Consider the following 19,059-nt stretch of genomic DNA (forward strand, 5'->3'; position numbering starts at 1 on the left):
AGCAGGACAGAAGCAATAGCAATCACCGTACGACGGCCGCGAGCCGACTTCCCAGCCGCCGCCGACCGAGCTGCAGTACGCCGTCCTGGCCCACTACCGCCAGGTCCAGAACCGCCAGGCCTACCCGGCCCAGAGGCTCCACGCCCGCCGGCACCAACAGCAGCAACATGCTCGGCGCCGGCGTCGGTCCCACCGAGCTCAGACCCAACACCCGCGTACGCCGCAGCACCAACACCAGCACCAGCCACGCCAGCGTCCGCGCGAGCCGTGTCCGCGCCGGAGTCGGCGAGGCCGAACGCACTTGCGGCTGCTCCGGTGGCTGGGGCTGCGGTGCCGAATGCAGGTGCGTCTGCTTCGGGGCGGGGGGTCGAGCGGCGGGTGGCGGCTGCGGAGAGGTCGTCTGCGGCTGAGCGGGTTGTAGCTGCAGACTCCGAGCTTGAGGCGGTGCCCAGGGACGCCCAGTCGTCGGCGGCTCGGCGGGAGGACCAGGTGCCGGCGGTTTCACCTAGCGGGGCGGGGGACGGGGCAGGGGTCTCCGTACGGGCGGCTGCGCGGCGGGCGCGGGTCGGCGGTTCGGGGTCGGTGTCGGCGATCGACTGGTCGACCCACGACGGCGTACCACCAGCAGGCCGCCGGCTCCCAAGACCCGGCTCCTCGGCAGGCCGAGTGGGCAGACCGGAGTCGGTGTCGGGAGCGGTGTAGCTGGGCAGCGCGCCGCGCGGGGCGTACTGCGGCGTGGCAGGACGTGACTGGTTGCCGCCGGCCCAGAACGGGGAATCGCTGGACGTGGCGCCCTTCGGCGCGCTGGCCCAGAACGGGGACTCGTCGCTGGTCCGCGGCGCGTAGCGCGGCGGTTCGGGTGGTGCGGGCGGGGTGGTTTCCGCAGGCGGAGTGGGCCGGTTGCCGGACCGCGACGAACGGGAGGCCGCTCGCGTCGCTTTCCTGCGTGGTTTGTACCGGCCGTTGCCGGACTCGGACATTATTTCGTTGTTCCCTTCAAAGTCGCGCCCCCAAGACGTGCCTCGCCAGATCGAGACGCCTCACACGTCGTCTCACCGGAGCCCCCCAGGAACGTCCGGCAACATGACAAGGACGGATTCAGGTCCTGTCTGGCGATTCCGCGCCTACTGCGCGGCACTCGGCACGGCACCTCGCCGCACGTGAGCAAAGGCCACGATGCTCCGCATCGAGACCTTCGCTCCCGCACGCCGATGCACCGCACCGAGCACCTGCTCGCGACGGCGCGGAATCGCCAGACAGGACCTACCCGCCGCGACCGACCGTGAATCGGTCGGACATTGTGGCCCTGGAACAACGTTCTGGCCACTCTCGGTGTTCTAGACACGATGACAACCACGATGGCTACCCGGTCTCAGCTTCTGCCGAAGTCCTGGACCCAGCTGCCCGGTCCCCAGTCCGACCGCACCTGGCCTGGGTCGTACCCGACGCCGATCGTGGTGAACCGGCAGTTCAGGATGTTCTTGCGGTGCCCGTCGCTCTGCATCCAGGCCGCGACGACCTTCTGTGCGCTGTCGTAGCCGGCCGCGATGTTTTCGCCCCAGCCCGACCCGCGGTACCCGGCGGCCGCCATCCGATCGCCCGGGTCCTGTCCGTCAGGATTCGTGTGGTCCATGTAGTGCCGGCGGACCATGTCCGACGCATGCTTGCCGGCGGCCTCGACGAGTGCCTTGTCCAGCCGGAGCGGGCCGCAGCCCTGCTGTTCACGGATCTGGTTGGTGTACTCGAGGACCTGCCGCTCCTGCGTGTTCGTCCCGCCGCCACCGGTCGGCGGCTGCGTGGTCTCGCTCGGAGTCGGGTCGGTGGACCGCGTCTTGGTCGGCGTACGAGTCGGGGTCCGCGTCGGCGTCGTACTCGCGGTCCTCGTCGGCCTGCTGGTCTGGGTCGGCGTACGGCGTGGCGCGGTCGGCGGCACGGTCACCGTGGTCACGCCGACGGTCGGCGCCGTCGGCGTGGTGAGCGTGGGGCTGGGCGTGTCGCTCGACGTACCCGGGCCGGCCGGGGTCGCGGAGGAGGACGCGGCCGCACCGAAGGCCGGCGTACCGAGGACTGCTGTCGTCGTGCGGCCGTTCGGCAAGGTCCTGGTGACGGTCATCAGCGGTGTGCCGGCCGTCGTACCCTCGACCGCCGATCCGCCGTCGACGCGGGTGTTCTCGGAGACGTACTGCACGTCGGTGGCATTGGCCTGGTTGGTGTCGCGAGACATCAGCCAGACCACAGGTCCGATCGCGACCAGGACCGAGAGTGCGCTGACGACCGGGGCGACGAGGCCACGGCTCCGCCGGGGCGCTCTTCTGCTACCGCGGTGCCGCCGGGGGGTAGGCGAATCCGTCATGGGATGGGCGAATCCTCTTCGTTTTTTCGTCGTACCGAGTTGCGCGTCGTTTCCCCGTGGTCCAGCCAGGTCCCCCCTGGTCTCACCGAACAGCGACCTTAACCGACGTGCAAGGTCATCGTTACGGAGCCGAATGCCCTCTTAACGAATCCTGAAGAAAACGATTGACTGAACCGCTCAGCCGCCGAAGTCCTGCACCCAGCTGCCGTTGCCCCAGTCCGGCTTCACCTGGCCGCCGTTGTACCCGATGCCGATCATCGTGTAGCTGCAGTTGAGGATGTTCGCGCGGTGTCCCGGGCTGTTCATCCAGCCCTTCACGACCGAGGCCGCGCTCGTGTAGCCGACGGCAATGTTCTCAGCCATCGCGCCGCCCCGGAACCCGGCCGCCTTCATCCGGTCGAACGGGCTGCGGCCGTCCAGGCTGTCGTGCGCGAAGTAGTGCTTGGCAACCATATCGGCGGCATGTGCCTCGGCTGCCTGCGTCAGCGGCTTGTTGGTCCGCAACGGGCCGCAGCCGGCCTTCGCACGCTCCTGGTTGGTCAGGTCCAGGACCTGCGCCTCGGCCGGTCCGGACGTCGGCTTCGAGGTCGTCGTCGTCGTCTTGGTCGGAGTCGGCGTAGGCGTCGGGGTCGCGGAGTGGGTCGGCTTCGGCGATGTCGTCGACCTGGTGGGCTTGGGCGTCCGCGTGCTGCCCCGGCTCGGCGCCGACGTCGTCCGGGTGGGCTTTGGCGTCACGCTCGTGGCCTTCGAGGGGGTCGGCGTACGGCGAGGTGTGTACGACGGACTCGCCGGACGGACCGGTGTGGCCGACGCGTCGTCGCTGGCGGTAGCCATCGACGTGATCGGGTCCGCCTGGCTCGTCACCTTGCTGCTGTCCGTCTGACGCAGTACGAACCAACCGATGCCGACCAGCAACACGAGAGCCGACAGTGACGCGATGAGGGGACCGGCCACACCGTTGCCGGGGGACCGTCTGTGGTTCGTCATGATCTGCAGCCTTGCCCAGGGCGGCGCCTGCCCACGCGGCAGGCGTCAGCACTTCACGAACCTTTGACTATCTCAGGCGTTTCAAACGTCCGTGGCAATCACCGTGAACGGGCGATGACGATGTCGGCGATCACCTTCCAGCCCAGACTCCGGTAGAGCCGCAGGCCGTCGATCGATGCGATCAGGATGCCGCGTTTCGCACCCTTCGCTGCCGCCGTCTCGACCAGCGATGCCATGATCGCGCTGCCGAGTCCACGCCGGCGGTGCGCCGGGTCGGTCTCGATCCGGTCCGCGACCGCGTCCTCGCCGACGACCGCCATCCGGCCGCTCGACACCACGCCGCCGTGCATCGTGGCGCGGGTGATGATCAGGTCGTCCTCGAGCTCGGTGTGCAACGAATATCGCTCGTGGAGCTTCAGCGCGGGCTGCTCCGAGAGCTGGATCGTCATCAGCCAGTCCTGGTCCTGCTGAACCTCGAGGCCGAGTTCCTCCAGTTGCTCGATCCTGGCCTCTTTGTCGTCGGTGGCCAGCGTGATCCAGCCCGAGCCGCGCCCGCCGCCGTCGGCGAGGGCCAGCTGGGCGGCGCGTTCCACCCGTTCCGGTTTGTCATCGGCATCCAGTACGACGTACTCCGTCGGCCGGCTCTCCTCACCTGCCCGGACGATCAGGATTCCGTCGTTGTCCTCCTCAACCGTGGTCCAGCCCCGCGAGACGGACCACCCGGCCTGCCAACGGCGGACGAGTTCCTCACGATCTCTCACCCGTCGATTCAAGCAGCCCGGCCGCGCGACGGCGAGGGGAACCGGTGTCGTTTGACACCAACTCGCCGTAAACCACTGCCTGCAGCCGGTCACCACGGCCCCTGAGACGTCAGCTTGCGGCGTGTTCGGTGGCGAGGAGGTCGTAGGTGAGGAGGTTGTCGTACGTGCCGTCGCGGCGGGGGTCGGCGAGGCGCTCGTCGGCGACCCGGGTGAAGCCGTTGGCCTCGGCAACGTGCGCGGACGCGGTGTTCACGTCGGCACATTTCAGCACCAGTCGGCGCCGGCCCAGACCGCCGTCCTCGACCGGCCGGAACGCGTGCTCGATGACCAGCTGGACCGCCGTCGACATCACCTTGCGGCCGCGCGCGTCCGGGTGCATCCAGTACCCGATCTCGCCGATCGTCTTGTCTATCCGGTTGTTCAGACCGAAGACGCTGACGTTGCCGAGCAGCTCGTCGGTGACCGGGTCGGTGATCGCCCACGCGACCGCCTCACCACTCGCCGCCGCATCCGGCCGGCTCGCGATGAATCCCTTGGCATCGTCGAGGCCGTACGGCGATGGCATGCCCGTCAGCCACTGCTGCGTCCGCTCGTCGCCGCAGGCCTCCATCACCCGTTGCGCGTCCGATTCGCGCAGCTCCCGCAGCCGGATCGCGCCGCCTTCGAGCACCGGCACCGTCCACCAGTTGCCCTTCGGCTCGAGCTCGTCGTCGCATCCGATCGTCGCGACCCATTCGTCCTTCCGTACGCCGCGCGACCGGCCACCGCCCGGGATCGTCACCAGGCCACGGAATCCGGTCTTCCACGCGACCCGGCGGCTCGCGTAGTTGCCGACGTACGCACGCCAGATCACGCGCTTCCAGTCGAGGGTGTCGAACGCGTACCGCACGACCAGCTTCAGCGCGCGCGTCATCACCCCGTTGCCGCGGACCTCGGCCGACACTGCGAACCCGACCTCGCCGACACCGCCCTCGCCGTCGCGCAGATCGATGGTGCCGACGTAGTTCCCGTCGTACTCGATCGCCCAGGCCCAGGCGGAGTTCGCACGCCATCCGGCCGGGACTACCTCGGTGAGGAAGTTCACCGCGTGCTCGTGCAGGTACGGGACCGGGATCGTGGTCCATTCCTGCATCACCGGGTCCTGGCACATCCGGTACGCCGGGTCCACGTCGGCCGCGGTGTGCGCACGCAGGGTCACCGCACCGTCGGTCAGCACCGGGACGTCCTCGGGAAATCGCATGCTTCAGGGTGACGCGCTGCCACCGGCCGGGCAACACATTTCCCTGACACCGAGGCGTTCCCCGATTAGGCTGTGGATGTGAACGCAGCCGGAGCAGAACCGCCACGCGGCCGCGGCGGCCAGCTCGCCGCCCAGCGCCAGGCCACGATCGTTGCCGAGGTCAACAGCCGGGGCGCGATCACGGTGGCCGAACTGGTCGACCGGTTCGGGGTCTCGGACATGACGATCCGGCGGGACCTGGACGCCCTGGACTCCAGCGGCCTGCTGCACAAGGTGCACGGCGGCGCGACCTCGGTCGGCCTGCGCAGCGCGCACGAGCCGGGCTTCGACGCCAAGCTGACCCAGGAGTCCGCGGCCAAGCAGGCGATCGCGGCCGAGGCCGCCACCCGGGTGCAGCCGGACAGCGCGATCGGCATCGGCGCCGGTACGACGACGTACGCGCTGGCCCGTCAGCTGTTGCGGGTAGAAAACTTGACGGTTGTCACGAACTCGGCCCGGATCGCCGACGTGTTCCACGGCAACGGGCGCTCGGACCGCACCGTCGTACTGATCGGCGGCATCCGGACCCCGTCGGACGCGCTGGTCGGCCCGATCGCGACCGCGGCGCTGGCGTCGCTGCACCTTGACCTGCTGTTCCTCGGCGCGCACGGTGTCGACGCCGAGCACGGGTTGAGCACGCCGAACCTGATGGAAGCCGAGACCAACCGGTCGTTCATCGCCGCCAGTCGTGAGGTGGTCGTGGTCGCGGACCACACCAAGTGGGGGACCGTCGGCCTGAGTACGTTCGCGACCTGGTCCGACCTGGACGTGATCGTCACCGACAACGGCCTGACCCCCGCAGCCCGCAAGGCCATGCGCGACACAGGATGTGACCTCGTCATAGCCTCCTAGCTGACCCTCGAAGCACCTGCCGACGGGGTCGCGTTGAGGGAGCTCGGGGCCGAGAAACCGTGTTCCGCAAAGGCTTTCTCGATTGCCGACAGTACGGCGTCGGCGGCCGGGGCCTCGACCAGCGCGATGATGCAACCGCCGAAACCGCCGCCGGTCATCCGCGCACCGAGCGCACCCGCCTCGAGGGCGGTGTCGACGGCAACATCCAGCTCCGGCACGGTGATCTCGAAGTCGTCGCGCAGCGAGGCGTGTGACGCGGTGAACAGCGGACCCACGTCGCGCAGCTTCCCGGCCCGCATCAACGCGACCGCGTCCTCGACCCGGCGGATCTCGGTCACCACGTGCCGCACACGGCGCCGTACGACGTTGTCCGACAACCGTGCGAGTGTGTCGTCGAGGTCCTCGAACGCGATCGATCGCAGAGCCGGTACGCCGAGCTCGGCCGCCGCCTGCTCGCAGCTCTTCCGGCGCGCGGCGTACTCGCCGTCGACGTGCCGGTGCGGTGCCTTCACGTCGACGACCAGCAGCGCGAGATCGTCGGCCGGCGGGTCGAACGGGATCTGGTCGGTGGACATCGCGCGGATGTCGAAGAACAGCGCATGGCCTTCGGTGCAGCACATCGAGGCCATCTGGTCCATGAGTCCGACCGGCGCGCCGACGTACTGGTTCTCGGCCTTCTGTGCCAGCCGCGCGATCTCGGCCGGGTCGACCTCGACGTCGCGCAGGCCCAGCAACGCCACGAACGTCGCGCACAGCAGCGCGGCCGACGACGACAGGCCGGCCCCGGACGGGAGGTCCGAGTCGACGAGCAGGTTCGCGCCGCCGATCGGGTAGCCGGACTCCCGCAGGATCCAGGCCGCACCGGCCGGGTACGCCGCCCAGTCGCCGACCGAACCCGGGGCCAGGTCCTCGATCGCGAACTCGATGACGCCGCGGTGCCCGCTCGACGCGACCGCGATCCGGCCGTCGTCCCGCTTCGAGGCGGTGACCATGATGCGGTTCGGCAGTGCGATCGGGAGCACCAGGCCGTCGTTGTAGTCGGTGTGCTCGCCGATCAGGTTGACCCGGCCCGGGGCGCGCCAGCTGCCGTCGGGCGACGTACCGAAAACCTTCTGGAAGCTCACTGGCCGGCCTTTCGCAGGGTCTCGGCCACATCCTCGGGCCGGGTGTCGCTGATGAACGCGCCCATGCCGGACTCGGAGCCGGCCAGGTACTTGATCTTGTCCTTGGCCCGCCGGATCGACAACAGCTCCAGGTGCAGGTAGCCGAGCTCGCGATCGATCCGGACCGGGGCCTGGTGCCAGGCGGCGATGTACGGCAGCGGCTCGCCGTACAGGCCGTCGAAGCGGCTGAGGACGTCGAGGTACAGCTCGGCGAAGTCGTCGCGCTCGCCGACCGACAGCTCGTCGATACCGCCGACCTGGCGGTGCGGGTACAGATGCACCTCGACCGGCCAGCGGGCGGCCTCCGGGACGAACGCGGTCCAGTTGCCGTTCTCGGCGATGACCCGGGTGCCGTCCTTGCGCTCCGCGGCCAGGACGTCGGCGAACAGGTTGCTGCCAGCAACTTCCTGGTGCTTGCGGGCCTGCCGCAACAGGTTCTGCATCCGCGGCGGGATGAACGGGTAGGCGTAGATCTGGCCGTGCGGATGGTTCAGCGTCACGCCGATCTCGCGGCCGCGGTTCTCGAACGGGAACACCAGCTCGACGTCGTCGCGGGCGCCGAGCTCGGCGGTCCGGTCGGCCCAGGTGTCGACGACCAGCCGGGCCTGGCCCTGGGACAGATCGGTGAACGAGCGGTTGTGGTCGCTGGTGAAGCACACCACCTCGGTCCGGCCGGGGCCGGCGAAGGACGGGAACCGGTTCTCGAAGACGGCGACGTTGTAGTCGTGGTCCGGGATCTCGGTCGGGTTGCCCGGCTTGCTCGCGCACAGCGGGCACTGGTCCGCCGGCGGCAGGTAGGTCCGGGTGTTGCGGTGGGTCGCGTAGGTGATCACGTCGCCGGTGAGCGGATCGGTGCGCAGCTCGACCTGCGGCTGCGGGGCCGGCAGACCGCGTGTGTCCGCCAGCGGAACCCGCACCGGGGCATCAGCTGGGTCGTAGTAGATCAGCTCACGGCCGTCGGACAGCTTGGTGTCCGTCCGGCGCGCACCGCGCGGTGTGTTCATCGATTGACCCTCCCGGCCGTCCGACGCTTGGCCAGCCAGGAATCATCGTAAACCAACAAACTCGAACATGCATCGTGAGACCTGCCACCGGTAGAGTAGATAAATGGACGACTACGCCCAACGCACGCCCTCTCGGCAGCTGACGAGAGGGCGCTAGGAACTCCGACCCATGAACGACACCCTGCTCAACATCGTCCTGATTCTGGTCTTCGTGCTGATCGGCGGGGTCTTCGCCGCGGCCGAGATGGCCCTCGTCTCGCTCCGGGACAGTCAGCTCAAGGCACTCTCGCACCGCGGCCGACGCGGCGAGATCGTCGCCAAGGTGGCCGCCAACCCGAACCGGTTCCTGTCCGCCGTGCAGATCGGCGTGACTCTGATGGGCTTCCTGTCCGCCGCCTTCGGTGGCGCGACACTCGCCGACGGCCTCTCGCCGCACCTGCAGGACCTCGGGCTGCCCGAGTCGGTGGCCGGCACGGTCGCGCTGGTGCTGATCACGATCCTGATCTCGTACGTCTCGATCGTGCTCGGCGAACTGGCTGCCAAGCGGCTGGCTCTGCAGCGGGCCGAGACCTTCGCACTCGGTCTGGCGCCGCTGGTCGACCGGATCGCCTCCGGGGCTCGCCCGGTGATCTGGCTGCTGTCGAAGTCCACCGACCTGGTGGTGCGCGCGCTCGGCGGCGACCCGAACGCGAACCGCGAGGTGATGTCCGACGAGGAACTGCGCGACGTCATCTCCGCGCACGAGTCGCTCGGTGAGGAAGAGCGCAAGATCGTCGACGACGTCTTCGAGGCCGGCAGCCGGCAGTTGCGCGAGCTGATGCTGCCGCGCACCGAGGTGGATTTCGTCGACGCCGAGATGCCGGCGTACAAGGCGGTCAAGTTCGCCGCCGAGCGCCCGCACTCGCGGTACCCGGTGATGAACGGCTCGGCCGACGACATCGTCGGCTTCGTGCACGTCCGCGACCTGTTCGACCCGGCGGTCGCGACCCGCTCGGTGCGGGTCGGCGACCTGGCGCGCGAGGTCCTGATGCTGCCGGACACCGCGAAACTGCTGCCGACGCTGACCGAGATGCGCCGCCGTTCGACGCACCTGGCCATCGTGCTGGACGAGTACGGCGGTACGGCGGGCATCGTCACGCTCGAGGACCTGGTCGAGGAACTGATCGGCGACATCAAGGACGAGTACGACGAGGAGCCGGCCGAGACGACCCGGCTACGCAGCGGCGACATCGAGGTCGACGGGCTGCTCAACCTGGACGACTTCGCCGACGCGACCACCATCGAGCTCCCCGACGGGCCCTACGAGACTGTCGGCGGATTCCTCGCCGCCCGCCTCGGGAAGGTCCCGTCGACGGGTGACGAGGTCCCGATCGACGCCCACACCCTGACCGTCACCGAGATGGACGGCCGCCGGGTCGCCCGGGTCCGCCTGCACCGGGTCACACCGGAAGCGGGGCAGCAGCTGCCGGCTGAGGAGCCAGAACCCGCCGCCGACTGAGTACGACCAGCCCGCCGACGACGTACCCGAGGCCCTGGAAGACCAGGATCGGGATGATGCCGACGGCGTCGCCGAGCAGGCCGGCCGCGGCGATGCCGAGCAGGACCGCGATGCTCTCGGCGGCGCCGACCGCGCCGTAGATGCGGCCGCGGGTGCCGTCGACGGTGAGGTTCTGGAACACCGTCATCATCCCGGCGACGGTGAGGGCGCCGGGCAGGCCGACGACGATCATGCAGACGAACGCGGGGATCACGCTGGTCGACACCAGTGGGTAGAGGAACAGAGCGACGTCGATCAGGCCGAACGCGAAGGCGCCGATGCCCCACAGGGTTGCGGCCGGCCAGCGGGAACCGATCGCGGCGGCGACCAGGCCGCCGACGATCCCGCCGATCGCCTGCGACGACACGATCAGGCCGTACACCTTGCCGTCGCCGCCGATCTCGGCGCTGACGAACGGTGCGAACAGCGTGCTCATGATTCCTTCGCCGACGCCGGTGACCATGCAGAACACGAAGAACAGTCGCATCGCCGGACCCGCGACGCAGAGCCGCAGTCCCTCGGTCCACTCTTCCTTCAGCCGCTTGATCGCACCGCCGGCCGTCTCTTCCTTGGATTCGGGTCGTTCTTGTCGGTGCCGCATCGCGGCGACCAGTGCGACCGCGACCAGGAAGGTCACGGCATCGCCGACGGCGAGCAGCGTGAGTCCGCCGGCGGCCGCGAGTACACCGCCGAGCGCGGCGCCGACGAGCCTTGCGAGGTCGCGGATCTGACTGTTCAACGCGTTCGCGGTCACCAGTTGCTCGGAATTCACGAGGAGCGGGACCAGCGACTGTTCGGCCGGCGTGAAGAACTGCTGTAGACAGCTCTGCGCCAGTACGACGCCGTACACGATCCAGATCATGCTCGCGTCGTGGACGGCGACGAGGGGGATCAGTACGACGGCGTTCAGCACGTTCGTCACGATCATCGTGGTGCGCTGGTTCCACCGGTCCACGAAGACGCCGGCCAGCGAGCCGAGCAGGACGGCGGGGAGGAACGACGCGAGTAGCAGTCCGCCGGAGGCCAGGGTCGAGCCGGTCAGTACGTACACCTGGAACGCGAGTCCGGTGCGCAGCAGCCAGTCACCGGTCAGCGAGATCAGGCCGGCGCCGAGCATCAGCCGATAGTCACGCTGCCGCGCGAGGACGCCCCACAAGTCCTTCATGTGTCTACTCCTCGGGTGAGACAGCAACGATCTGGGTGAACGAGACATGCCGGCTTCCCGCCGGCCGGGTGGACTTGTCGTCGATCGGCCGCTCGTCCACCCAGCGCTGCAGGAGCTCGTTGATCTGGCCGACGATCTCGGCCAGCTCGTCGCCGGTCAGATAGAGGCCGGTCTGCCCGATGCCGGAGTTGTCCCGCCAGACCGGGTCCGCCTGCAGGCGCTGCTGCTGCCATTTCGCCAGCGCGTCCAGCGCCCGCTCGGCCATCAGCTGCTCGAGTACGTCGGCAGCGGCCGCGCCTTCGGGCGTCTTGATCGCGTCCTGCCATGACTGCGACGTCGAGACCAGGCGCCACGGCCGCTCCCGGTTGTCCTTGCCCGGTGCCGGCTCGACGAAGTCGTACTTCGCCAACTGCCGCAGGTGGTGCGACGCCAACGCCTGGCTGATCCCGAGCCGTCGCGCCGCATCGGCCGCGGTCAGCGGCCCCTCCCGGCCCAGCAGCGACTGCAGGTCCAGCCGCACCGGGTGCGCCATCGCCCGAATAGCCAACGGATCATCCAGCAACCGAGCCCGCCGCGGATCCTTCTCCAAAGACATGCTTGGAATATGCAGCAGGCTTGAGCCCGATGTCAAGCTGTTGCTTGGAATGTGGCGTGATGGGCAGCTCGACAGGAGGTGTCAGGCGGCTGGGTAGTGCACCTGAGCGTGGTGGTGCTTGGTGTGTACAGCGTCTCGGGGTGCTCTACCTGTCGAGAGTGCACATCCGTTCAGCCGGTTTGGTCGAGAAAACGGCGAAATGTCGAGTGGTGGGGATCGTGTCCGACCTCTGCTGCGAAGATCCAGTACCTGCCCGAAAGGACACCGGACATGAAGTACCTGCTGATGATTCACAGCAACCCGATCACCTGGGGTCACCCGTCGTTCCTGCACACCGAGGAGGGCAAGGCCCTACCGAAGAAGGCCAGGGCCGCGCTCGCCGCGCAGCTCGACAACCTCCTGAACGAACTAGACGCCAGCGGCGAGCTGATCAACGCCGTCCCGCTCGACCCGCCGACCAAGACCCGGGTCGTCCGCGTCCGCGAAGGCGTCCGCGCAACAACCGACGGCCCGTACTCCGAGGCAAAGGAACAACTAGCCGGCGTCTTCCTCATCGACGTAGCGAGCCAAGAACGCGCCGAAGAGGTAGCCGCCACCATCCCCGAAGCAGCCTTCTACGCCGTCGAGGTCCGCCCAGTCTCAGTGTTCGACTAGGCGTTGGTGGTTTTGGGTTGTGGCCAGGGCGGGGTCGAGGGTGCCTAGGGCTAGCCAGGTGGCGCCTCCGACTCCGTCTCGGGCGGTCAGTACGTCGCCTGCGAAGTGTTGCCGGATGAGTTGGCCGACAGGTGAAGATTCTCCGGCGACACTGCCTGCGAGCACCATCGGGCCCTTGTCCGACGTTGTCTTCAGACGTGCGGCGGTTTCTGTGAGCAACTCGGCTGCGCGTTTCACCAGGGACCGCGCTGTCTCGTCGTCCTGTGCGTAGGCCGCCATCACCGCCGGCGCCAGCTCCGCGAGCAGAACGGGTGGGCGACTGTTCACCGTTCGAACCAGATCATCACGCAGTGCGTCGTATCCTTCACGATGTGCAGTCGCATGCTCGTCCCGATCGGGCAGGATCGTTTGTACGACGGCCTGCCCGAGCAGCCCGAGTGGCTCGCGGAGATCCAGCGCCTGCAGCACGCTGCGCACCGCCTCCCGGCCGAGCCAGAAGCCGGAGCCGTCGTCGCCCAGCAGCCAGCCGTGCCCGCCCGCGGTGCGCAGCAGTTGGTGGTTGCGTACCAGCCCGGCGTTGCTTCCGGTCCCGGCGATCAGCACGGTTCCGTCCGGTTCCGGCGTTCCTGAGGCGAAAGCGACCTCGAGATCGCCGATGTAGTCGGGAGCGACGATGAGGCCGGCGCCCGTCCAGGCGGCCTCGAACTGCGCGGCGACGTCGGGCCGCGCGAGTGCCACGCCTCCGGCCATGCCGACGACCCCGGCCTTGACGGCCGTCGCGTCCAGTCCGGACAGTGCGGCGTGAAGGGCCTGCCCGAAGTTGGCCGCCGCACTTGCCGGATGACTGGTCGGATTCCCTCCCGCTGCGGCGCCGCGACCGACTACGTTGCCCTCAGAGTCCGCGATCACGATCCGGGTGGACGTGCCGCCGAGGTCGCCGCCGAGGACCAGTGGTCCGGCAGGTATCAGGACCACCTGGTCGACAGGTGCGGCGTCAGCGTCCGGAAGCGGGCGTTCGACCGACATACGCAATGCTCCAAACTGCTCGAAAGAGCCTATTAGTAAGCACAAGGAAACAAGGTTACGCAACGGTCCCGATCTGGGGAGATCACACGGATGAGCCTTGACTTTAGCTACGAGTTGAGAAAAGTTCTGTCCAGCAAACAGCAAACTTGCGCATTTGTCGGCACTTGGAGTGTCGCTGGCGAGCAGATTAGTCGAGGGGTGGGCCGTTGATGGCCAGCAGTAACACGGGGGAATCCACAGGCGTGGGCGCGCAGGCGTATGTTCAAACGTTGATGCCGATCATGGCTGCGGTCACCACCCAGATCGACGGCCCGATCCAGAAGGCCGCCGACCTGATGGTCGCGTCGCTGCGCGCGAACGGCGTCATCCAGGCCTTCGGCTCCGGGCACTCCGAGGCCCTCGCGATGGAGATCGCCGGCCGGGCCGGCGGGCTGATCGCGTCCAACCGGATCGCGCTCCGCGACCTGGTGCTGCTCGGCGGTGAACCGCCCGAGTTGCTGCGCAGTGCGGAGCTCGAGCGCGACCCGGCGTACTCCCGCAAGCTCTACGAGCTGTCGGCGGCCCGCGAGGGCGACCTCTTCGTCATCGCCTCCAACTCAGGTGTGAACGGCTCGATCGTCGAGCTCGCGAGTGTGGTCAAGGAACACGGTCACCCGCTGATCGCGATCACCTCGCTGCAGCACACCGGCGGTATGGACTCGCGGCACCCGTCGGGCAAGAAGCTGATCGACTTCGCGGACGTGGTGCTCGACAACCAGGCGCCGTACGGCGACTCCGTGCTGGACCTGCCCGATGGTGCGGGCAAGGTCTGTGCGGTGTCGTCCATCACGGCTGCGCTGATCGCGCAGCTGCTCGTTGCCGAGGTACTGCGCCGGATGACCGAGGCCGGCGAGACGCCACCGGTTTACCTGTCTGCGAACATCCCAGGTGGCGACGAGCACAACCATGCCCTTGAAGCAAGGTACGCCGGCCGCATCCGGCGTACTGCGTGAAACACTCCTTGGAAGGCGGGACCAATGACCACTCCCAACAACCTGTCGCGGCGGCTGTTCCTGCAGCGCGCAGCGGTCGGCACCCTGATGGCGACCGGCGGCAGCACGCTGCTGGCCGCCTGTGCCACCAGCGGCGGTGACGACGGCGGTTCCACCGGTGGTGGGGACAAGACCGATGAGAACCCGTTCGGTATGGCGGACAAGGCCACCGTCGACGCGGTGATCTTCAACGGTGGGTACGGCTACGACTATGTGTCGTTCGCGGCCAACATCGCGCAGGCGAAGTTCGCGGGTTCGACGTTCAAGGTCGCTCCGTCGACCCAGATCGCCCAGCAGTTGCAGCCCCGCTTCGTCGGCGGCAACCCGCCGGACCTGATCGACAACTCCGGCGCGAACCAGATCGGCTTCAACACGATCCTGGACCAGCTGTCGACGCTGGACGACGTCTTCGAGGCCAAGAACTACGAGGGCACGAAGATCCTTGACACCCTGTACCCGGGTGCCAAGCTCCCCGGCACGTACGACGGCAAGTTCGTCGCCATGAACTACGTGCTCACCCTCTACGGCCTGTGGTACTCCGACAGCCTGTTCAAGGAGAACGGCTGGGAGCCGCCGAAGACCTACGACGCGCTGCTCGACCTCGGCGCCAAGGCCAAGGCGAAGGGCAAGTACCTGTTCGTCTGGGGCAAGGAAGCCGCGACGTACTACCACACCCTGGCCGTCGACTCCGCGATCAAGGAGGGTGGCGACGAGGTCCGCCTGGCGCTGGAGAACCTCGAGGCGAACTGCTGGTCGAAGCCGCAGCTCCAGAGCGTGTTCAAGGCCATGGAGACCATGGTCAAGAACGGCTACTTCGTCCCCGGCGGCGCCGGCACCCAGTTCACCGCCGCGCAGGCGAAGTGGAGCAACGACCAGCAGGCCATCCTCTACCCCTCGGGCTCGTGGATCGAGAACGAGATGAAGAAGGCCACCAAGAGCGGCTTCCAGATGAAGGGCGTCCCCGAGCCGACGCTCACCGACAGCCCGAAGCTGCCGTACGAGGCGCTGCGCAGCGCGGCCGGCGAGCCGTTCATCGTCCCGTCCAAGGGCAAGAACGTTGCCGGCGGCAAGGAGCTCCTGCGGGCGATGCTGTCCAAGGAGGCGGCGACCAACTTCGCCAAGACGCGGCTGGCGCCGACGATCGTCAAGGGCCTCGTTCCCGCCGACGGTTTCGGTTCGACCGCGCTGCAGTCGCAGACCGCGATGCTGGACGCCGCCGGTACGAACATCTTCGACTACCAGTTCGTCGGCCTGTACGGCATGAACACCGACAACCTGGTCGTCTGGAACTCGTTCCTGTCCGGCCAGCTCGACGCGGCCGGCCTGACCAAGGGCCTGCAGCAGATCACCGACAAGGTGCGTAACGACAGCTCCGTCAAGAAGATCCCGGTCACGAAGTGACCGTGACGCAAGACGCTGTGCCGGGAGGCGGACCCAAGCGGTCCGTCACCCGGCGCCGCCGGCCGCTGACCTTCGACCGGGCCAGCTTCATGGCCGTGTTCCTCGGTCTGCCGCTGGCGGTTTTCGTGATCTTCGTGGTCTCGCCGTTCGTGCAGGCGCTGTACTACTCGCTGACCGACTGGTCCGGGTTCAGTTCGGGGATGAACTTCGTCGGCTTCGACAACTACGTCAAGCTGTTCCACGACGACATCTTCCTGAAGGCCGTACGCAACAACGTCCTGCTCGCGATCGTCGTACCGATCGTGACGATCGTGCTGGCGCTGACCCTCGCCACGCTGGTGACGATCGGCGGCTCGGGTACCGGGACCGTCCGCGGACTGAAGTACGCCGGCTTCTACCGGATCGTCTCGTTCTTCCCGTACGTGATCCCCGCGATCGTGATCGGCCTGATCTGGGCGCAGGTGTTCACGCCGAGCTCGGGCGTGCTGGACGCGGTCCTGAACAAGATCGGGCTGCACGGGTTCGAGAACTACGCGTGGCTCGGTGACGCCCGCACGGCCATGCCGGCGTCGATGTTCGTGATGATCTGGGGCTTCGTCGGCTTCTACATGGTGCTGTTCATCGCCGCCATCCGGGGGATCGAGCCCGAGGTGTTCGAGGCGGCCCGGATCGACGGCGCCGGCCGGTTCCGGAGCGCGGTGTCCATCACGGTGCCGCTGATCCGCGACAACGTGCAGACGGCGTACATCTATCTCGGCATCGCCGCCCTCGACGCCTTCGTCTACATGCAGGCTCTGAACCCCGGCGGCGGGCCGCAGAACTCGACTTTGGTCATGCCCCAGCAGTTGTTCACCACGGCCTTCACCAAGGGCCAGTTCGGTTACTCGACGGCGATGGGCGTGGTCCTGGCCGCGGTGACGATGCTGTTCGCGCTCGTGGTCTTCACGGTGAACGCCCTGACCGGCGGACGTGAGCGGAAAGTGAAGGTACGCCGATGACAACCACCGCCGCCGACCGGGGCGACGTCGTCGTCGAGCCCCGCGCGCCGGGCCACCGGGCCCCGGAGGGCAGGGGCGTGGCGACGACCGCCCACATCGCGCTGATCCTGTGGTCGCTGCTGGTGATCCTGCCGCTGGTGTGGACGCTGCTGTCCTCGTTCAAGTCGACGCAGGAGGTCCTCGGCAACCCGCTGGCGCTGCCGGGCAAGCTGCGCTTCGAGAACTACTCCAACGCCTGGACGACGGCCGGCATCGGCCGCTACTTCGCGAACACGGTGATCGTCGTAGGCTCCGCGCTGGTGCTGGTGATGATCCTCGGCGCCATGTGCGCGTACGTGCTGGCGAGGTTCACGTTCCCCGGCAACCGGCTGATCTACTACTCGATGCTGGCAGGCCTGACGTTCCCGGTCTTCCTGGCGATCGTGCCGCTGTTCTTCGTGCTGAAGAACCTCGCACTGCTCAACACCCTGCCAGGGTTGATCATCACGTACGTCGCGTTCGCGCTGCCGTTCACCGTGTTCTTCCTGCACAGCTTCTTCAAGGCGCTGCCGGGTGAGATCTACGAGGCGGCGCAGATCGACGGCGCCGGGGAATGGCGCACGTTCTTCGCGGTGATGTTGCCGATGGCGCGGCCGGGGATGGCGTCGGTCGCCATCTTCAACTTCCTGGGGTTGTGGAACCAGTTCCTGCTCCCCGTCGCCCTGAACACCGACTCGAAGAACTACGTGCTCTCGCAGGGCATGGCGTCGTTCGCGTCGCAGGCGGGTTATGCGGTGGACTTCGGCGCGCTGTTCGCGGCCGTGGTGATCACTGTGGCGCCGGTTCTGGTCGTCTACATCATCTTCCAGCGTCAGCTGCAGGTCTCCGTGACCGCCGGAGGCGTGAAGTAATAGCCTGCGGTGATGCTGAGACGGCGGACTTTGTTGCAAGGGACGTTGGCCGGTGCGGTCGTGAGCGGCTGCACCAGCCAAACGGTCGCCCCACCGGTGTCGAAGGAGAACCCGTTCACGGTGGACGGGAACGCTCCTGTCGACCTGGTCATCAGTGAGGAGTACGGCGGATTCGCGGCGGCGGCGTACCGGAAGAAGTACGCGGCCGCCGTGGTCACGCCGAAGGTGACAACGCAACTGTCCGCCCAGTTGCTGCCCCGGTTCGCGGCGGGCAACCCACCCGACCTGGTGCTCAGCACCGGTGACGACGCGCTGAAGCTCGGCCGGCTGGTCAAGGAAGGTCAGCTGACCGACCTGCAGCAGTTGCTGGACGCGCCGTCCTGGGACAACCAGTCCGCGACGGTCAAGGACCAGCTCCTGCCCGACATGCTGAGCTTCGGCCGGTACGACGGGGCGCAGCGCACCGTCAACTACATCGCGAGCGTGTACGGGATCTGGTACTCGGCCAGCCTGTTCCAGCGCAACGGCTGGGACGTACCGCGCTCCTGGCCCGATCTGCTTGCCCTCGGCACCGATATGAAGGCGGCCGGCCTCGGCCCGTTCATGTACGCCGGCACGCATCCGTACTACCTGCTGGAACTGGTGCTCACGCTGGCCGCCAAGACCGGCGGCCAGGACGTCGTGAAGCGGATCGACAACCTCGACGAAGGCGCCTGGAAGGACGAGAGCGTCACCAAGGCGATCACCGCGGTCGGTGAGCTGACCAAGCGCGGGCTGCTCGCCGCGGGGACCGCCGACTACGACCACATCGGTTCGCAGAAACGCCTCCTCGCCTCCAAGGTGGGGATGCTGCCGTGCGGGAACTGGCTCGAGAACGAGATGAAGGGCCTGATCCCGCAGGACTTCGCGCTGACGATGTTCGCCGTACCGGCGCTGGACACCTCGCCCGCGCTCGCCAGCGGGCTGCACGTCGCGGCGACCGCGCCGGTCCTGGTGCCGGACAAGGCGAAGAACAAGGCCGGTGGGATGGAGTACCTGCGGGCGATGCTGTCGGCGGACGTCGCGGCGCAGGTCACCTCGGAGTCGAGCCAGCTCACCATCGTCCGCGGGGCGGCCGACGGGCTGGAGATGAGTACTGCGCTCAGCTCGGCGCGCGACCTGCTCGCATCGGCCGGGGATCAGCTCATCACCTGGTACTTCGACGACTGGTACCCGGAGTTCGCGAACGCGGCCGCCGCGGCCACCGGGCAGTTCATGGCCGGCGGTCTGCAGCAGTCCGAGTGGACCGCTCGGATCCAGGCCGCGGCCGACAAGCTCAAACAGGACAACGCGGTCACCAAGTACCACCGGGACTGAGATCTGA

General features: G+C 68.0%; 18 protein-coding genes. 8 read left to right on the plus strand and 10 right to left on the minus strand.

What is annotated here, in order from left to right; translation table 11 throughout:
• Positions 1-22 precede the first annotated feature (22 nt).
• From OHB24_RS18080 to OHB24_RS18100, 5 genes are all read right to left on the minus strand, one after another.
• On the minus strand, positions 23-301 hold the full coding sequence (locus OHB24_RS18080) for a hypothetical protein (protein ID WP_327640210.1): 279 nt from the start codon (positions 299-301) through the stop codon (positions 23-25).
• 1,071 nt (positions 302-1,372) lie between these two features.
• Positions 1,373-2,224 (minus strand): CAP domain-containing protein, encoded by an 852-nt coding sequence (locus OHB24_RS18085; RefSeq protein WP_327640211.1) that lies wholly within the window; start codon positions 2,222-2,224, stop codon positions 1,373-1,375.
• Between the two features lie 306 nt (positions 2,225-2,530).
• The gene (locus tag OHB24_RS18090) at positions 2,531-3,340 is read right to left on the minus strand and encodes a CAP domain-containing protein (protein WP_327640212.1); all 810 of its coding nucleotides are present in this window, start codon (positions 3,338-3,340) and stop codon (positions 2,531-2,533) included.
• A 98-nt stretch (positions 3,341-3,438) separates the two neighbouring features.
• On the minus strand, positions 3,439-4,101 hold the full coding sequence (locus OHB24_RS18095; RefSeq protein WP_327640213.1) for a GNAT family N-acetyltransferase: 663 nt from the start codon (positions 4,099-4,101) through the stop codon (positions 3,439-3,441).
• Positions 4,102-4,210: 109 nt separating this feature from the next.
• Positions 4,211-5,341, minus strand: a complete 1,131-nt coding sequence (locus tag OHB24_RS18100; RefSeq protein ID WP_327640214.1) for a GNAT family N-acetyltransferase — start codon at positions 5,339-5,341, stop codon at positions 4,211-4,213.
• A gap of 78 nt (positions 5,342-5,419) precedes the next feature.
• Here OHB24_RS18100 and OHB24_RS18105 point away from each other — a divergent pair, with 78 nt between their 5' ends.
• Positions 5,420-6,232: a DeoR/GlpR family DNA-binding transcription regulator gene (locus tag OHB24_RS18105; RefSeq protein WP_130382873.1), complete on the plus strand. Its 813-nt coding sequence runs from the start codon at positions 5,420-5,422 to the stop codon at positions 6,230-6,232.
• Here OHB24_RS18105 and galK read toward each other — a convergent pair.
• Both galK and galT read right to left on the minus strand, forming a co-directional pair.
• The gene (gene galK, locus OHB24_RS18110; protein ID WP_327640215.1) at positions 6,229-7,356 is read right to left on the minus strand and encodes a galactokinase; all 1,128 of its coding nucleotides are present in this window, start codon (positions 7,354-7,356) and stop codon (positions 6,229-6,231) included. The genes OHB24_RS18105 and galK overlap by 4 nt on opposite strands.
• Entirely contained in the window at positions 7,353-8,399 is a 1,047-nt protein-coding gene (gene galT / locus OHB24_RS18115; RefSeq protein WP_327640216.1) for a galactose-1-phosphate uridylyltransferase, read from the minus strand. Before galT ends, galK begins: the two co-directional genes overlap by 4 nt.
• A 169-nt stretch (positions 8,400-8,568) precedes the next feature.
• Here galT and OHB24_RS18120 point away from each other — a divergent pair, with 169 nt between their 5' ends.
• Positions 8,569-9,897 (plus strand): hemolysin family protein, encoded by a 1,329-nt coding sequence (locus OHB24_RS18120; RefSeq protein ID WP_327640217.1) that lies wholly within the window; start codon positions 8,569-8,571, stop codon positions 9,895-9,897.
• Here the strand turns inward: OHB24_RS18120 and OHB24_RS18125 are convergent.
• A complete protein-coding gene (locus OHB24_RS18125) occupies positions 9,839-11,101 on the minus strand; it encodes an MFS transporter (RefSeq protein WP_327640218.1) in 1,263 nt (420 codons plus the stop codon). The two genes, OHB24_RS18120 and OHB24_RS18125, sit on opposite strands and share 59 nt — an antisense overlap.
• Positions 11,102-11,105: 4 nt before the next feature.
• Positions 11,106-11,696, minus strand: coding sequence for a helix-turn-helix domain-containing protein (locus OHB24_RS18130; RefSeq protein WP_327640219.1), 591 nt, complete (start codon positions 11,694-11,696; stop codon positions 11,106-11,108).
• Positions 11,697-11,966: 270 nt separating this feature from the next.
• On the opposite strand from OHB24_RS18130, the gene OHB24_RS18135 reads away from it, so the two are divergent.
• Positions 11,967-12,350, plus strand: coding sequence for a YciI family protein (locus OHB24_RS18135; RefSeq protein WP_327640220.1), 384 nt, complete (start codon positions 11,967-11,969; stop codon positions 12,348-12,350).
• Here the strand turns inward: OHB24_RS18135 and OHB24_RS18140 are convergent.
• On the minus strand, positions 12,336-13,376 hold the full coding sequence (locus OHB24_RS18140) for an N-acetylglucosamine kinase (protein WP_327640221.1): 1,041 nt from the start codon (positions 13,374-13,376) through the stop codon (positions 12,336-12,338). The genes OHB24_RS18135 and OHB24_RS18140 overlap by 15 nt on opposite strands.
• 209 nt (positions 13,377-13,585) lie before the next feature.
• Here OHB24_RS18140 and OHB24_RS18145 point away from each other — a divergent pair, with 209 nt between their 5' ends.
• The 5 genes from OHB24_RS18145 to ngcE (OHB24_RS18165) are packed head-to-tail and all read left to right on the plus strand — an operon-like array spanning position 13,586 to position 19,052.
• Positions 13,586-14,368 carry an SIS domain-containing protein gene (locus OHB24_RS18145; protein ID WP_327640222.1) on the plus strand — a complete coding sequence of 261 codons (783 nt, stop codon included), beginning with the start codon at positions 13,586-13,588 and terminating at the stop codon, positions 14,366-14,368.
• Positions 14,369-14,392: 24 nt separating this feature from the next.
• Entirely contained in the window at positions 14,393-15,808 is a 1,416-nt protein-coding gene (gene ngcE / locus OHB24_RS18150) for an N-acetylglucosamine/diacetylchitobiose ABC transporter substrate-binding protein (RefSeq protein ID WP_327640223.1), read from the plus strand.
• 2 nt (positions 15,809-15,810) lie between these two features.
• A complete protein-coding gene (locus OHB24_RS18155) occupies positions 15,811-16,806 on the plus strand; it encodes a carbohydrate ABC transporter permease (protein WP_327640224.1) in 996 nt (331 codons plus the stop codon).
• Entirely contained in the window at positions 16,803-17,696 is an 894-nt protein-coding gene (locus OHB24_RS18160; protein WP_327640225.1) for a carbohydrate ABC transporter permease, read from the plus strand. The genes OHB24_RS18155 and OHB24_RS18160 overlap by 4 nt, the downstream gene beginning before the upstream one ends.
• 12 nt (positions 17,697-17,708) lie before the next feature.
• Complete coding sequence (gene ngcE, locus OHB24_RS18165) at positions 17,709-19,052, plus strand: N-acetylglucosamine/diacetylchitobiose ABC transporter substrate-binding protein (protein WP_327640226.1); 1,344 nt, start codon at positions 17,709-17,711, stop codon at positions 19,050-19,052.
• Positions 19,053-19,059: the final 7 nt, after the last annotated feature.

Origin of the sequence: Kribbella sp. NBC_00482 (assembly GCF_036013725.1) — a bacterium.
In the GTDB taxonomy this organism is placed as follows: Bacteria; Actinomycetota; Actinomycetes; order Propionibacteriales; family Kribbellaceae; genus Kribbella.

What these genes read in the sequence shown, in the direction of transcription:
- OHB24_RS18085 (WP_327640211.1), bottom strand. Translation starts at nt 2,224, where the DNA reads ATGTCTCGCGACACCAACCAGGCCAATGCCACCGACGTGCAGTACGTC.
- OHB24_RS18090 (WP_327640212.1), bottom strand. Translation starts at nt 3,340, where the DNA reads ATGACGAACCACAGACGGTCCCCCGGCAACGGTGTGGCCGGTCCCCTC.
- OHB24_RS18100 (WP_327640214.1), bottom strand. Translation starts at nt 5,341, where the DNA reads ATGCGATTTCCCGAGGACGTCCCGGTGCTGACCGACGGTGCGGTGACC.
- galT (WP_327640216.1), bottom strand. Translation starts at nt 8,399, where the DNA reads ATGAACACACCGCGCGGTGCGCGCCGGACGGACACCAAGCTGTCCGAC.
- OHB24_RS18120 (WP_327640217.1), top strand. Translation starts at nt 8,569, where the DNA reads ATGAACGACACCCTGCTCAACATCGTCCTGATTCTGGTCTTCGTGCTG.
- OHB24_RS18125 (WP_327640218.1), bottom strand. Translation starts at nt 11,101, where the DNA reads ATGAAGGACTTGTGGGGCGTCCTCGCGCGGCAGCGTGACTATCGGCTG.
- OHB24_RS18130 (WP_327640219.1), bottom strand. Translation starts at nt 11,696, where the DNA reads ATGTCTTTGGAGAAGGATCCGCGGCGGGCTCGGTTGCTGGATGATCCG.
- OHB24_RS18135 (WP_327640220.1), top strand. Translation starts at nt 11,967, where the DNA reads ATGAAGTACCTGCTGATGATTCACAGCAACCCGATCACCTGGGGTCAC.
- OHB24_RS18140 (WP_327640221.1), bottom strand. Translation starts at nt 13,376, where the DNA reads ATGTCGGTCGAACGCCCGCTTCCGGACGCTGACGCCGCACCTGTCGAC.
- OHB24_RS18145 (WP_327640222.1), top strand. Translation starts at nt 13,586, where the DNA reads ATGGCCAGCAGTAACACGGGGGAATCCACAGGCGTGGGCGCGCAGGCG.
- ngcE (WP_327640223.1), top strand. Translation starts at nt 14,393, where the DNA reads ATGACCACTCCCAACAACCTGTCGCGGCGGCTGTTCCTGCAGCGCGCA.
- OHB24_RS18160 (WP_327640225.1), top strand. Translation starts at nt 16,803, where the DNA reads ATGACAACCACCGCCGCCGACCGGGGCGACGTCGTCGTCGAGCCCCGC.
- ngcE (WP_327640226.1), top strand. Translation starts at nt 17,709, where the DNA reads ATGCTGAGACGGCGGACTTTGTTGCAAGGGACGTTGGCCGGTGCGGTC.